The organism is Actinomadura formosensis NBRC 14204, from assembly GCF_001552155.1.
Lineage (GTDB): Bacteria > Actinomycetota > Actinomycetes > Streptosporangiales > Streptosporangiaceae > Spirillospora > Spirillospora formosensis.
This window is the reverse complement of sequence record NZ_BCQQ01000063.1, coordinates 24,425-37,846: the sequence shown is the minus strand read 5'-3', so window position 1 is coordinate 37,846 and position 13,422 is coordinate 24,425. Positions and strand designations below refer to the sequence as shown.

The following is a 13,422-nucleotide window of genomic DNA, read 5'->3' as shown; positions in this document are numbered from 1 at the left end:
CGTTGCCCGGACGGAGGGGCCGCACGCGGTCCTCGTCGGCGGGGGCGGTGGCGGGCACGCCGTCCAGGTCGAGGCCGTCCAGCAGGACGCGGGGGGTCGTCCCGGGCAGGTCGGCGCCGGACGTCGTGATGACGCAGGCCGGGGACGCGTCGTCCAGCATGAACGCGATGCGGTCGGCCGGGTACGCCAGGTCGACCGGCTGGTAGGCGGCGCCCGCCTTCAGCACCGCGAGGGCCGCGACGATCAGGTCCGTGTTCCGCGGGAGGGCGAGGGCGACGAAGTCCTCGGCGCCGACGCCGAGCCCGATCAGGTGGCGGGCGAGGCGGCTGGCGCGCTCGTCCAGCTCCCGGTAGGTGAGCGTGACGCCGTCGTGGGTGACGGCGGGGGCGTCCGGGGTGCGGGCCGCCTGCGCCTCGAACAGGTCGGGGACGACGGCCGGCTCGACGGGCAGCACCGTGTCGTTCCACTCGTCCAGCACGCGGGACCGCTCGGCGTCGTCCAGCAGCTCGATCTCGCGGAGCGGCGTGGCCGGGTCGGCGTCGCCGAGCGCCTGTAGGAACCGGACGTAACGGTCAAGATGCGTGTCGACCTGGTCCTCGGTGTAGAGGTCCGGGTGCGCCTCGAAGTCGACGCGCATGCCGGTGCCGTCGAAGTTGTCGTAGATGTTGACCGACAGGTCGTCGATCGGCCCGGTCGTGATCGCGTGCATCCGCGCCGGCAGGCCCGCGAAGTCGAGCCGGTAGTCGTAGGCCATGATGTTGATGACCGGCCCGTACAGCCGGCGGCGCTCGCCCAGCAGCTTCAGGTCGCGCAGCAGGTCCTCGCGCCGGTAGCGCTGGTGGCGCAGCGCCCGCGCGCTCGCCCGGGTCGCCGCGCGGACCAGCCCGTCCACCGTCATGTCCGGGCGGACCCGCACCCGCAGCGGCAGGATCGTCGCGAGCATCGCCGGGGTGCCCAGCGCGACCTGCGTCGTACGGCCGCTGACGGCGAGGCCGAGGATGACGTCCTCGGTGCCCGTCATCCGCGCCACGTACGCGGCGGTCGCGGCGATCGCGAGGCCCGGTGTCGCGGTGCGCAGCCGGCGGGCCCCGGCGGCCAGCTCGGCGGTCCGGCCGGGCGGGATGACGGTGATCCGGCTCAGGTAGTCGGCGGTCGGCTCGGCCATCTCCTCCGACAGCGACACCGCGACCGGCCGGTCGGCGAACCGTTCCGTCCAGTAGGCGCGGTCGCGGTCGAACTTCTCCGACGCCCGGTACGCCGCCTCCTCGGCGAGGACCCTGCGGTAGTCGCCCAGTTCCGCCGGCACGTACTCGCCGCCGTTCGCCAGCGAGGTGTAGACCTCCGCGGCGCGGCGGCTGATCAGCGAGCCGCTGATGGCGTCCTGGATCACGTGGTGCGCGCGGATGAACCACCGGTGCAGGTCCGGGGAGAGCCGCAGCAGGGCCGTCATGAACAGCCGCTCGGCGTCCAGCGGCAGCGGCGCCGCCATCCGCTCCCGCATCCACGCCCGCGCGGCGGCGTCCGGGTCGGGCTCCCCGGACAGGTCCACAAGCGGGATCGACACGCTCGCGTCCGGGTCGAGGACCTGGTGCGGGACACCGTCCAGCTCGGTCAGCCGGGCGTTCATCGCGAGCACCTCGTGCGCGCCGATCCGCGCCACCCGGTCGAACAGCTCGTGGTCGAGCGGTCCCTCGATCTCGATGTACTGCGCGATGTGGATCGGCGTTTCGGGCGCCAGCTGCTGCGCGTACCAGACGCTCTGCTGAGCGGCCGAAAGAGGAACGAACTCGGTGGACATCAAGCGGCACTTTCCCGGTCGAAGAGGGTTTTCTTTACGCCCGGCATCGGAACCGGCGAGGCGCCGGCGGGCGGAAAATCAAAGAGAGTGACCACAGAACTGATCGGGCTTTCCCCGTCCCCTTTCACCCCGAGTCTCCACGGGGAACGCGACCGGCCCGCGATATCCCGGAGTCAACGCCCCGTGCCCTCACCCATGCAGAGCGCCGTCACTTTCCGCTTTCGACTGGAACCGCTCTCGACCCACGTTCTACTCAGGAGTAGCGGAGTCACAGTCAACCAGCCTGTCACATGCCTCGCAATCCCCTCGAAAGTAGAACTTGACCCGTCCCATTGCTAACGGGAGTGACAAAATGTCCGATGGGCGTCCCGGCACGGTCCGGCGGCGACGCCCGCCGGACGACAAAGGTTGACGACCGGATCGGGCCAATCTGATTACGGAGCGTGATATTTCAGCGGGACGGGTACTCGTGCACGACCACCGCGGCGGCCCCCACCGCCGGGTGCCGCTGGAGCACCGCCTCGATCTCGCCCAGTTCCATCCGCACCCCGGCGATCTTGACCTGGCGGTCGACGCGGCCCAGGTACTGCAGGGTGGGACGGTCCTCGCCGCCCGCGCCCGCCGGCAGCAGCTTCACCGCGTCGCCCGTCCGGTACAGGCGGCCGGTCGGCGACGAGGGGTCGAACGGGTCGCGGTAGAAGGACTCGCGGGTCCGCTCGTCGTTGCCGAGGTAGCCGCGGCCGACGACGACCCCGCCGACGAACAGCTCACCGGTCTCGCCGATGTCGCAGGCCGCCCAGCCTCCGCCGCCGTCCTCGCGGAGCACGTACAAGCACGCGTTGACGATCGGGGTGCCGATCGGGAGGCGGAGAAGGTCCAGGTCACCGGCCGTCACGGTGTGGTGGGTGACGTCGTCGGAGCACTCGGTCGGGCCGTAGGCGTTGAGCAGCCGGGCGTGCGGCATCGCCTCCAGCCAGCGGCGCGACAGCTCGGCGGGCAGCTCTTCGCCCGTGGCGATCATCCACCGCAGACCGGTGAGCGAACCGGGGGTCAGGTCGTCCAGCAGGTGCCTGACCATGGTCGGGACGAGCTCGACGACCGTGATGCCCTGCTCGTCCACCGCGCGGGCGAACGCGGCCGGGTCGTGCGCGACGCCGTCGCCGATCACGTCGATCCGGCCGCCGAGCAGCAGCGGGCACAGCATCTGCCAGATCGAGATGTCGAAGCCGAGCGGGGCGGTGAACGCGACGACGTCCGCGCCGGTCAGCTCCAGGTCGATGATCTTCGCCCAGAGGTGGTTGAGCATGCCCCGGTGCTCGACGACCGCACCCTTGGGACGGCCCGTGGAACCCGAGGTGAACAGGACGTACCGGGGCTGGTCGAGGGCGGCCGGGCGGGGTTCCCTCCGCCACGGTTCAAGGGCTTCGGCCCGGGCCGCCGGGACGACGCGGCACCCGGCCTCCGCGGCCCCCTCCAGCAGCGCGGGCGCGGTGGCTTCGTCCACCGTGACCAGCACGGACGCGCCCGCCTGGGCGAGGACGTCGCGGACGCGCCCGGCCGGCCAGGTCTCGTCCGCCGGCACGTACAGGGCGCCGATCAGCTCGATCGCGAGGAACGCGGCGATGACGGTGGCGCGGCGCTCGCCGCCGACGCCGACGACCGTGCCGGGCTCGACGCCCTCCGCCTCCAGCAGCGCGGCCAGGCGGCGGGCCTCGGCGGCCAGTTCGGCGTAGGACAGCGCACGGTACCCGTCGGTCACGGCCGGACGATCGCGCTCGGCGGCGAACCGCTCCACCCGGGTGATGACCGGGTCGGCGAGGTCGACGTCCCGCTCACCGCGCATGCCGTGCCGTACGGCCAGCTCACGGGCCCGCTCGGCCTGCGCCGCGGGGACGTCCAGGGCGGGCAGCCCGGTCAGGGGGAGCAGCCGGTCCACGACGGGTCCGCGAGCACTCATCATTACTCTCCGCGATCTAGAACCACTCCGCTGTAACGGCAATACAAGCGGAGGCCATAGCTTATGTCCGGCGTTGACCAGAAGGCACCGCACATTGTGTACTACCGACCGGTAAGAAGGGGTTGCGGGGGGAAGATGGGCGCAGGTACGGTGATGCCTCGCCATGGCTCGGCGCGAAGCCCGCGGCGAACTCGGGGGAAGATGAGGGAATTGTTTCTTCATTTCAGGGTGGCAGCGTGCCGATAATCACCTCGCCGCAGGATTTCAATGTCGATGATCTTTACGTCGATCTGCGGCATGTCATCGACCGTCCGCTGTACCTCAAATGCGAGGGATTCAATTTTGCGGGGTCGGTGAAACTGAAGGCGGCCGCCGCGATGGTGGAGGCGGCCGAACGCGAGGGCGCGCTCACCGCGGACTCGATCATCGTCGAGTCCTCGTCCGGCAACCTCGGGATCGCGCTCAGCCTCATCGCCGCGAGCCGGGGACTGAGGTTCGTGTGCGTCACCGACCCGCGCTGCAACCCGGCGTCGATGCGGGTCATGCGGGCGCTCGGCGCCGAGGTCCGCGTCGTGTCCGCCAAGGACGCCAACGGCGGCTACCTCGGGGGCCGCATCAGCTACGTCCGGAACCTCTGCGAGTCGGACGGGCAGTACGTGTGGCTGAACCAGTACGCCAACCGCAACAACTGGCTGGCGCACTACCGCGGGACCGCGCCGGCGATCGACCGCGAGTTCCCTGACCTGGAGGTTCTCTTCGTCGGAGCCGGGACGACCGGCACCTTGATGGGCTGCGCGCGCTACTTCCGCGAACATGATCGTCCGGTCACGATCGTGGCGGTCGACGCGGTCGGCTCCGTCACGTTCGGCGGCATCCCCGAGCGGCGGATGGTGCCCGGCCTCGGCACCAGCAGCCGGCCCGCGCTGGTGGACGAATCGTTCATCGACGACGTCGTGCACGTCGCCGAGCCGGACACGATCCGGACCGTGCACGCGCTCGCGTCGCGGGGGTTCCTGTTCGGCGGCTCCACCGGCACCGTCGTGTCGGGCGCGGCGCGCTGGCTGGAGGCCAAGTACCCCGGCGAGGACCCGGTCGCGGTGGCCATCGCCCCCGATCTCGGCGAACGCTATCTGGACTCGATCTACGAGGAGGGCTGGCTGCGCGAGCACTTCGGCGACCTGCTGCCCGACCTCGATATCCCGGCCGCCGCTATTCTCGGCGCCTGATCATCTAGGAAATCGGAGTTTCGCACCATGAGCCAGGTCCCCGCTTTCGCCGTGATCTCCGGCGCCCAGGTCCACGACGCGGTCGCGGGGCGCGAGGCGGAGGTCACCCGGATGGTCGAGGCGGCCTACCGGCTGCACGGCGAGGGGCAGACCGTCAACCCGGACTCCTACTTCCTGCGGTTCCCGGACCGTCCGGCCGACCGGATCATCGCGCTGCCCGCCTCGGTCAAGGGCGACGTCGGCGTGCACGGCATCAAGTGGATCTCCAGCTTCCCCGGGAACGTCGCCAACGGCGTCCCGCGCGCGTCCGCCGTGCTGATCCTCAACGACGCCGAGACCGGCTACCCGTTCGCGTGCCTGGAGAGCTCGATCATCTCCGCCGCGCGCACCGCCGCGTCCGCCGCCCTCGCCGCCGCCGCCCTCGCCGATGCGCGCGGCGACCGCCCCCGCCGCATCGGCTTCGTCGGCGTGGGCCTCATCGCCCGCTACATCCACACCTACCTGGCGGGCAACGGCTTCACGTTCGACGAACTGGGCATTCACGACCTCTCCCGCGAGCACGCCGAGGGCTTCAAGGGCTACCTGGAGCGTTCGGAGAAGGGCGAGATCACGATCCACGAGTCGGCGGAGTCGCTGATCCGCGCTTCGGACCTGGTCGTCTTCGCGACCGTCGCCGGCGAACCCCACGTGACCGACCCGGCCTGGTTCACGCACAACCCCCTCGTCCTGCACGTGTCGCTGCGGGACCTCTCCCCCGAGATCGTCCTGTCGTCGTACAACGTGGTGGACGACGTCGAGCACTGCATGAAGGCCAACACGTCCCCGCACCTGGCCGAGCAGCAGACCGGCCACCGCGACTTCGTCGCCGGCACCCTCTACGACGTCCTCACCGGCGCCACCACCCCGCCCGCCGACAAGCCGGTGGTCTTCTCCCCGTTCGGCCTCGGCGTCCTTGACCTGGCGGTGGCCCGCTACGTGTACGACCAGGTCGCGTCGTCAGGCGCCCTGCACACCGTCCCCGACTTCTTCCACGACCTCAAGCGCTACGGCTGACCCCATCCGGCCGGACGAACCCAGACGGTGGCCGGTGAAACCGGCCGCCCTCTGGCGTCTTAGACGAACTCGGACGTGTCCAGTTCGAACCCGAACGGCTCCGGGAGCGCCAAGCCCTTCCCGAAGGGCGCCCGGTCGATGCTCGTATAGTCCTTGCCGTCCGGCTGGCTGAACAGCACCGCTTGCTTCTCGTCCCGGTCCACCAGCAAGTACAGCGGGATCTCCGCCCGCGCGTATCCGTACCGCTTGGCCTCGCGATCAGGCCCCGGTTTCGAGGACGTCACTTCGACGACCATGGCGATGCCGTCCGGCTCCGACCACGAATCTTCGTTGTCGTAGACGTCCAGGTCGAGGGGGGCGAACGTACCGTCCGGGATGACGTAACTCGGGAGGCCGCCGTCGCCGGGCAGGACCAGGCCCATGTTGCCGGAGAAGTCGAACGCGGTCGAACTGCACAGCGTGACCTGGCGGTTGATCCTGGCCATGTTCCGCTCGTGCCTGCTGCCGGGGGGTGGTGACACGACGATCTCTCCGTCGATCAGTTCGGCTCGGAAGCCCTCCGGGGTGTCGAGGGCGAGGAAACCTTCCAGGACGACGTCATCGTCTCCGTGCGACAGAGGCTCATGAACCATCACAGTCATGCCCTGCTCCCTTCCTCGCGAGCGAGTCTGCGAACAGAGCGCCACCCTTCGCATACAGATCGTAGTAACCGGGCCTTCTGGTCTCAGCCTACGGTCCGAGTCCTCCCGCCGGGCAGATAGAAGCGGGCCGAGTGGGCACGGTCTGGGTATGGACGAGCGAGATGCCGGGCGCGGAGACGTCCAGGAGCTGACGGACTTCGAGCTGGCCGTGTACGAGACCGTGGCGGAGATCGACAAGGAGGGCGGGGCCGCCGACTTCGACACGCTCGGGCGGCTCGTCGGCGGGCCCGAGGAGGATCTGTGGGCCGCGCTCGGGCACCTGGTGGCGATCAACCACCTGCATTCGACCACGAAGGGGTACGTGCTCGGCCCGCACGACTGGGCGCCCTGACCGTCCCGGTGGCCGGGACGGCGCGCGGCCCGGCCGCGGGCGCGCGGCAGGATGGGTCCGCAAGCGTTGGGGTCACGTGCGGGAGGCCGCCGGATGAAGCTCGTCGTCACCGAGGAACAGCGGGAGCTGCGGGACGCGCTGCGGCGCTTCTTCGCCGACCGGTCCCCGTCCGCCGAAGTGCGGCGGCTGATGGAGACCGCCGAGGGCTACGACCCCGCGGTGTGGGCGCAGATGGCCGAGCAGCTCGGGCTGCAGGGCCTCGCGATCGCCGAGGAGCACGGCGGCGCCGGGTTCGGGATGCGGGAGCTGGCCATCGTGTTCGAGGAGATGGGGCGGGCGGTGGTGTGCGCGCCCTTCCTCGCGACGATCACGGCGGCGGCCGCCCTTGCGGCCGGCGAGGGCGGGCACGACCTGCTGGCCGGCATCGCGGACGGGTCGGCGGTCGCGACGCTGGCGGTGGCGGAGGACGGCGGGTCCTGGAACCTCGATGCCGTGCGGACCGCGTTCGAGGGCGGGACGCTGCGGGGCGTGAAGAACTTCGTCCTGGACGGGCATGTCGCCGATCTCGTGCTCGTGGCGGCGCGGGACGCCGATGGCGTCGGGGTCTACGCCGTGCAGGACGCGGCGCGGCTCGTCCGGCGGCCGCTGCCCACCGTCGACCAGACGCGGAAGCTGGCGCGGATCGAGTTCGACGGCGTCCCGGCCCGGAAGGTGGGGGGCGAGGACGCCCTGCTGCGGGCCCTGGACGTCGCGGCCGTGGCGCTGGCCGCCGAGCAGCTCGGCGGGGCGCAGCAGACGCTGGACATGACCGTCGAGTACGCCAAGGTGCGGCACCAGTTCGGGCGTCCGATCGGGTCGTTCCAGGCGATCAAGCACCGCTGCGCGGACATGTTCGTGCTGGTGGAGTCGGCGCGGTCGGCGGTGCTGAACGCGGCGGCCGTCGCGGACGAGAGCCCGGACGAGCTGCCCGCCGCCGCCGCGCTGGCGAAGGCGTACTGCTCGGACGCCTACCTCCACACCGCCGGCGAGGCCATCCAGCTGCACGGCGGCATCGGGTTCACGTGGGAGCACGACGCGCACCTGTACTTCAAGCGGGCGCAGGGGTCGCGGGAGCTGTTCGGGTCGCCGGACCGGCACCGCGAGCGGCTGGCGGCGCTCGCCGGGCTCACGGGTGCAGCCTCAACCCCTTGAGGACCTTGTCCACGCCGTTCCTCGGGCCGTGGACGGCGAAGCCGACCAGGGGCATCTCCTCGGCGGTGACGGCGCGGACGGTCTCCCGGTTGGCCTCGTCGTGGCCGGTCTTGAACATGTCCTCGATGTAGACGGCGATGTCCATGCCGCGTGCGAGAGCCCGGCCGTGGGCCGTGGAGATCGCTTCGGCGCCGGCCTCGTAGACCAGGACGGGCTGCCGGAACATCGCCAGGTACCGGTTGCCGGAGGCGTCCTCGTACGGCTCGCCGATGACGCCGGGCACACCGCCCGCGACGGCACTGGCGAGGAACGCGGTCACGTTGAGCCGCTGCCACGCGGCCAGGTCGTCGCGGACCACGATCCCGATCTTGGTGTCGAAACGCATGCGGACGAGGATGCCGTAGACGGCGGCGGCCCGTCTTGAACGCTCGTGCGCCAGACTGGGACGCGTGGACTGGAGCCGGTACTGGCGGTCGCCCGACCGTCCCCTGGAGGCGATGCACGCCCACTTCGAGCGGCACGTGTACCACCGGCACAGCCACGAGACGTACTCGTTCGGCGTGACCGAGGACGGCTACCAGGCGTTCCGCTGCCGGGGCGGCGCCCACACCAGCGCGGCCGGGATGGTCATCGCGTTCAACCCCGACGACCCGCACGACGGGCACGCCGCCGACGAGCTGGGCTTCACGTACCGGATCGTGCACATCGGCCCGGAGCTGGTGTCCGATGTGCTGGCCGACATCGCGGGACGGACGGCCGGGCTGCCGCTCTTCGGCTCCCCCGTCGTCAGCGATCCCGTGCTGGCGCGGAACCTGCGCGGCCTGCACACGGCGCTTCTCGGCACCGCCCCGGCCCTCCGGCGGGACGAGCTGCTGACCGCCACGGTCGGGGCGATGGTGCACCGGGCCGCGTCGAAGGGCGTGCGCGTCCCGTCCGTGACGGGTGCCGTCGAGCGGGCGCGGCGGCGGCTGGAGGAGTCCTTCCCGGACGACATCGGCGCCGACGAGCTGGCCGAGGCGGCCGGGTGCAGCCGGTTCGCGCTGTACCGGGGGTTCCGGCGGGCGTACGGGATGGCGCCGAGCGACTACCAGCGCCAGCTCCGGCTCCGCGCGGCCCGGCGCCTGCTCGCCGGGGGCGGTGCGATCGGGGACGTCGCGGCGCGCACCGGCTTCGCCGACCAGAGCCATCTGACGCGCTGGTTCATCCGCTGCTACGGAATGACTCCGGGCCGCTTCCAGCGCTCCGGTTGAGGAAGAATGCCCGCCATGAGACGGGCGAGCGGGGCGATGTTCGGGCTGGCGTACGGGGACGCGCTGGGCGCGCCCACCGAGTTCCTCACCATGGAGCAGATCCACCGGCGTTTCGGTGAGCATGGCCTCAGGGAACTGGAGGGTGACCCCGCGCTCGTCACCGATGACACGCAGATGACGATCGCGGTCGGGCTCGCCATGCTCGACGCGCTCGCGAATCCGCCGTTCACCCCCGACCTGATCACCCCGATGTGGCGGAGGCGGTTCATCGACTGGCTCAACAGCCCCGACAACGACCGGGCGCCCGGCAACACGTGCCTGCGCGCGTGCCGGAACCTCGAAGCCGGCATGCCCTGGGTGAGGGCGACCGTGGCGGGTTCCAAGGGCTGCGGCGCGAACATGCGGGTCGCGCCGGTCGGTCTCGCGCCCGGCCTGACGGACGAGACGCGGGCCGGCGCGTCCCAGCTCCAGGCGGCCCTCACCCACGGCCATCCGACCGGGCTGGCCGCCAGCGAGCTGACCGCGTTCGCCGTCCGGTGGCTGGCCGACGGGATGGCCCCGTCCGACCTGCCGGAGGCGCTCCGCGCCCGCTGCCACGAGCAGCGCACCGTCTACCACGGGCGCTGGCTCGGCGAGCTGTGGCGGCGGCCCGGCATGGACGCCGCCGAGACGTTCATCGCCCGGGGCTGGGACGAGTGCCTGGCCGTCCTCGACCGGCTGGACGAGGCCCTCGCACGCGGCGACCGCGCGTCCGACCCGTGCGAGATCACCGGCGCCGGCTGGGTCGCCGAGGAGGCGCTCGCCACCGGCCTGCTGTGCTTCCTGCTGTTCCCTGGCGAGCCGGTCGAGGCGATCCGGCGCGGCGCCGCCAGCTCCGGCGACTCCGACTCGATCGCCTGCCTGGCGGGGGCCTTCGCCGGCGCGCACCTCGGCATGGGCGCCTGGCCGGACGAGTGGTCCGCCCGCATCGAGTACGCCGGCGACCTCGCGAAGATGGGCCGGGCCTTCGACTAGCGGGCCTTCGGCTAGGACGCCGACCAGCCCGTCCACCCGTCGATGGTGATCGCGATGACCGGTCCTTCGGGTGGGTGCTCGCGGTACTGGGGGTAGCGGTCCGCCAGGAGCCGGACGGGCTCGGCCGTCTTCGCCGGGTCCTCGACGATGTGCGCGTGGCCGTCCACGCGGACCCACCACAGGCGGTCCCAGTCGTCCTCGTAGTGGTCGGCGAGCAGCGCGACACGGGGGTTGGCGCGGATGTCGGCCAGCCGCCGCAGCTCCCGGGTGCTCTTCGGCTTGTGGTCGACGGCCGTGTAGACGCTGCCCCGGTGGACGGCGAACGTCACGGGGACGATACGGGGCCGCCCCTCCTCCCCCGCGGTCGCCAGGCGCGCGACCGGGACCGTCGTCAGCAGCCGGCGCGCCTCGTCCGGCGAAAGCTTCGGCACCCCTTCACCCTCCCATGCGCGCCGGTCAGCGCTGACCGGCGCCCGGTTCCGCTCGCGGGAACTCCGGGGGCGTGAGGCCGCGCTCGACCACCTTCGCCAGTTCCCCGTCCGTCAGGATGCGCGGTTCGCCGATCATCTTGGCCCGCACGTAGACGCCGCACAGCCATTCCAGCAGCCGCGCGTTCTCGAACGCCTCGTCCAGGTCGCGCCCGATCGTGACGCCGCCGTGGTTGGCCATCAGCGCGGCGCGTTTGCCGCCGGCCATGGCGGCCCGGACGTTCTCCGCGAGTTCGGGCGTCCCGTAGGTGGCGTACCCGGCGACCTTCACCACGCCGCCCAGCAGCAGGGTGTTGTAGTGGATCGGCGGCAGCTCGGACATGGTCGTCGCCACGACGGCGCCGTAGGTCGAGTGCGTGTGGACGATCGCCGCGGCCGGGGTCGCCTCGTAGAGCGCGAGGTGCATGGGCGTCTCGGACGACGGGGCCCGATCCCCCTCGGCGAGCCGGCCCGACAGGTCCACGACCGGGCAGTCGGCGGGCTCCATCCGGTCGAGCATCATGCCGGCCGGGGTGACCGCGACGAGGTCTCCCGCCCGGACGCTGATGTTGCCGGACGCGCCCGTCACAAGGCCGGTGTCGGCCAGCCTGCGCCCGATGGACACCAGCTCATCCCGTTCGTCCCGCAGCAGCATGCGAATACCTCTCACGTTCTACCGTCGTCACCGCGTACGCTACGGCCCTGACGATCACGAAGGGGCGAGTCATGACCGTTGTCACTCTCGGTGCGCACATCCTGGACGTCCTCGCCCGCCCCGTCGAGGGCATCCCGGACGGGCAGGGCACCGTCGTCGTGGACGAGATCCGGGTGACCGCCGCGGGCGCCGCCGCCGGGACCGCGGTGGCCCTCGCCCGGCTCGGCAACGAGGTGATCTCGGTCGGCGCGATCGGAGACGACGACCTCGGCGACCTGCTCGTCACGATCATGGCCCGCAACGGCGTGGACGCGACCGGGCTCGTCCGGCGGACGGCCGACCAGACGAGCACGTCGATCCTGCCGATCCGCCCGGACGGCGGCCGGCCGAGCTTCCACGTCCCCGGCGCCAACCTGACCCTCACGACGGGCGCGGTCGGCCCGGGCCTGCTCGCCGCCGCGAGGTTCGTGCACCTCGGCGGGCCGGACGTCACGTTCGGGCTCAACGACCCGGCGTTCTTCGAGATGCTCGCCGCCGCCCGCCGGACCGGCACCGTCGTCACGATGGACCCGCTGTCCGCCATGCCCGACCTGCTGGCCGGCGCCGCCGCCTTCCTGCCCCATGTCGACCACTTCCTGCCGAACGAGGAGCAGGCCGCCGCGATGACCGGCGAGAGCGACCCGGAGAAGGCCGCCGCCGCGCTGCTCACGCAGGGCCCGCGCACGGTGATCGTCACGCTGGGCGCGGACGGCAGCCTGGTCGCGACCGCCGGGGAGGTCCACCGGCTGCCCGTCCCGCCGGTCGAGGTCGTCGACACCACCGGCTGCGGCGACGCGTACTGCGCCGGGTTCATCACCGGGCTCGCGCACGGGAAGGACGTTCTGGAGGCGGCGCGCTGGGGCACCGCGGCCGCGGCGACCGTCGCGCAGGGGCTCGGCTCCGACGCGTGCCTCACCGGCCTGGACGCGGTGCTCGCCCTGCTGAAGTGACGGCAGGGCCGAAGTGATGGCGAGTGCGCCGGAGACCGGGTCAGCCGGCGGGCTGCCCGGCCGGGGCGCCGTGCAGCACGGCGTCGGCGGCGCCCGCGAGCTGCTCCAGCCGGAACACCTCCGTGCGGTGGAACGGCGGCGCGCCCGTGCGGGCGGCGACCAGCGCGACGGTGCCCCCGGCGAGCGGGCAGGCCGCGTACTGGGTGCCGTCCGGCGCGGTGAACGCGCGCGGGCGCAGCGGCAGCAGGCCGGGGAGGCCGGCCCCCGGCACGCCGCCGGCACTGGCGTGCACGAGCACCGCGCCCTCCTCGCCGCGCGGCTCGGCGAGGCCCGCCCAGTCGGCGCTCAGGATGGCCGGGACGGCGTCGGCGAGGATCTCCGCGCCGCGTTCCGGGAGGGCCGCGACCTGGCCGATCACGGCCGCGTCCGGGAAGGCGCCCAGCGGCTCGGCGGTCGGCCAGATACCGACGACGTCCACGCCCGGCACCGCCCCGAGACCCGCTACCAGCCGTTCGATGCCCGTCCCGGCGGGCCACACGACGGTGAAGTCGTCCATCGCCCGGCCGTTGCCGCGTTCCAGTACCGCCATCTGCACCACGTCGGCCCCTGCCGCGCCCAGGGTGCGGGCCACCTGGCCCAGCGATCCCGGGCGGTCCGGCAGCCGGACGCGTATCCGCAGCAACATCCCCGCCTCCCGTTCTTCGTGCGGATTCCCAGTTTCACCGAAGCGCGTTTCCCGGGTGTTACCCCGTTGTGTCGTCCCGGGAAAACGGCACCGCACGTCGGTGCT

General features: G+C 72.2%; 14 protein-coding genes. 7 read left to right on the top strand and 7 right to left on the bottom strand.

The window, feature by feature from the left end:
• On the bottom strand, positions 1 to 1,798 hold a 1,798-nt coding region (locus AF1_RS17875; protein ID WP_157419224.1), incomplete at its 3' end, for a condensation domain-containing protein.
• 451 nt (positions 1,799 to 2,249) lie between these two features.
• Positions 2,250 to 3,755 (bottom strand): amino acid adenylation domain-containing protein, encoded by a 1,506-nt coding sequence (locus tag AF1_RS17870; protein WP_067800064.1) that lies wholly within the window; start codon positions 3,753 to 3,755, stop codon positions 2,250 to 2,252.
• A 236-nt stretch (positions 3,756 to 3,991) separates the two neighbouring features.
• Here AF1_RS17870 and sbnA point away from each other — a divergent pair, with 236 nt between their 5' ends.
• Positions 3,992 to 4,981, top strand: a complete 990-nt coding sequence (sbnA, locus tag AF1_RS17865; protein WP_067800049.1) for a 2,3-diaminopropionate biosynthesis protein SbnA — start codon at positions 3,992 to 3,994, stop codon at positions 4,979 to 4,981.
• A 27-nt stretch (positions 4,982 to 5,008) separates the two neighbouring features.
• Positions 5,009 to 6,034 carry a 2,3-diaminopropionate biosynthesis protein SbnB gene (sbnB, locus tag AF1_RS17860; RefSeq protein WP_067800046.1) on the top strand — a complete coding sequence of 342 codons (1,026 nt, stop codon included), beginning with the start codon at positions 5,009 to 5,011 and terminating at the stop codon, positions 6,032 to 6,034.
• 59 nt (positions 6,035 to 6,093) lie between these two features.
• Here sbnB and AF1_RS17855 read toward each other — a convergent pair whose 3' ends face one another.
• Positions 6,094 to 6,675, bottom strand: a complete 582-nt coding sequence (locus AF1_RS17855) for a Uma2 family endonuclease (RefSeq protein ID WP_207394202.1) — start codon at positions 6,673 to 6,675, stop codon at positions 6,094 to 6,096.
• Positions 6,676 to 6,823: 148 nt separating this feature from the next.
• Here AF1_RS17855 and AF1_RS17850 point away from each other — a divergent pair, with 148 nt between their 5' ends.
• Together AF1_RS17850 and AF1_RS17845 are read left to right on the top strand one after the other, a co-directional pair.
• Positions 6,824 to 7,066, top strand: coding sequence for a hypothetical protein (locus AF1_RS17850; protein ID WP_067800041.1), 243 nt, complete (start codon positions 6,824 to 6,826; stop codon positions 7,064 to 7,066).
• Between the two features lie 93 nt (positions 7,067 to 7,159).
• Positions 7,160 to 8,257 (top strand): acyl-CoA dehydrogenase family protein, encoded by a 1,098-nt coding sequence (locus AF1_RS17845; protein WP_067800039.1) that lies wholly within the window; start codon positions 7,160 to 7,162, stop codon positions 8,255 to 8,257.
• Here AF1_RS17845 and AF1_RS17840 read toward each other — a convergent pair.
• Positions 8,232 to 8,642, bottom strand: a complete 411-nt coding sequence (locus tag AF1_RS17840; RefSeq protein ID WP_067800036.1) for a DUF2000 domain-containing protein — start codon at positions 8,640 to 8,642, stop codon at positions 8,232 to 8,234. The two genes, AF1_RS17845 and AF1_RS17840, sit on opposite strands and share 26 nt — an antisense overlap.
• Positions 8,643 to 8,706: 64 nt before the next feature.
• Here AF1_RS17840 and AF1_RS17835 point away from each other — a divergent pair, with 64 nt between their 5' ends.
• A complete protein-coding gene (locus AF1_RS17835; protein ID WP_242609005.1) occupies positions 8,707 to 9,507 on the top strand; it encodes an AraC family transcriptional regulator in 801 nt (266 codons plus the stop codon).
• A 15-nt stretch (positions 9,508 to 9,522) separates the two neighbouring features.
• Complete coding sequence (locus AF1_RS17830) at positions 9,523 to 10,521, top strand: ADP-ribosylglycohydrolase family protein (protein WP_067800058.1); 999 nt, start codon at positions 9,523 to 9,525, stop codon at positions 10,519 to 10,521.
• A gap of 11 nt (positions 10,522 to 10,532) precedes the next feature.
• Here the strand turns inward: AF1_RS17830 and AF1_RS17825 are convergent, their stop codons facing one another.
• Both AF1_RS17825 and AF1_RS17820 read right to left on the bottom strand, forming a co-directional pair.
• Entirely contained in the window at positions 10,533 to 10,952 is a 420-nt protein-coding gene (locus AF1_RS17825) for a TIGR03668 family PPOX class F420-dependent oxidoreductase (protein ID WP_067800033.1), read from the bottom strand.
• Positions 10,953 to 10,977: 25 nt separating this feature from the next.
• Complete coding sequence (locus AF1_RS17820) at positions 10,978 to 11,643, bottom strand: class II aldolase/adducin family protein (protein ID WP_067800030.1); 666 nt, start codon at positions 11,641 to 11,643, stop codon at positions 10,978 to 10,980.
• 71 nt (positions 11,644 to 11,714) lie between these two features.
• Between AF1_RS17820 and AF1_RS17815 the strand changes: the two genes are divergently transcribed.
• Positions 11,715 to 12,632 (top strand): carbohydrate kinase family protein, encoded by a 918-nt coding sequence (locus AF1_RS17815; RefSeq protein WP_067800028.1) that lies wholly within the window; start codon positions 11,715 to 11,717, stop codon positions 12,630 to 12,632.
• Between the two features lie 40 nt (positions 12,633 to 12,672).
• Here AF1_RS17815 and AF1_RS17810 read toward each other — a convergent pair whose 3' ends face one another.
• Complete coding sequence (locus tag AF1_RS17810; RefSeq protein ID WP_067800027.1) at positions 12,673 to 13,317, bottom strand: ACT domain-containing protein; 645 nt, start codon at positions 13,315 to 13,317, stop codon at positions 12,673 to 12,675.
• Positions 13,318 to 13,422: the final 105 nt, after the last annotated feature.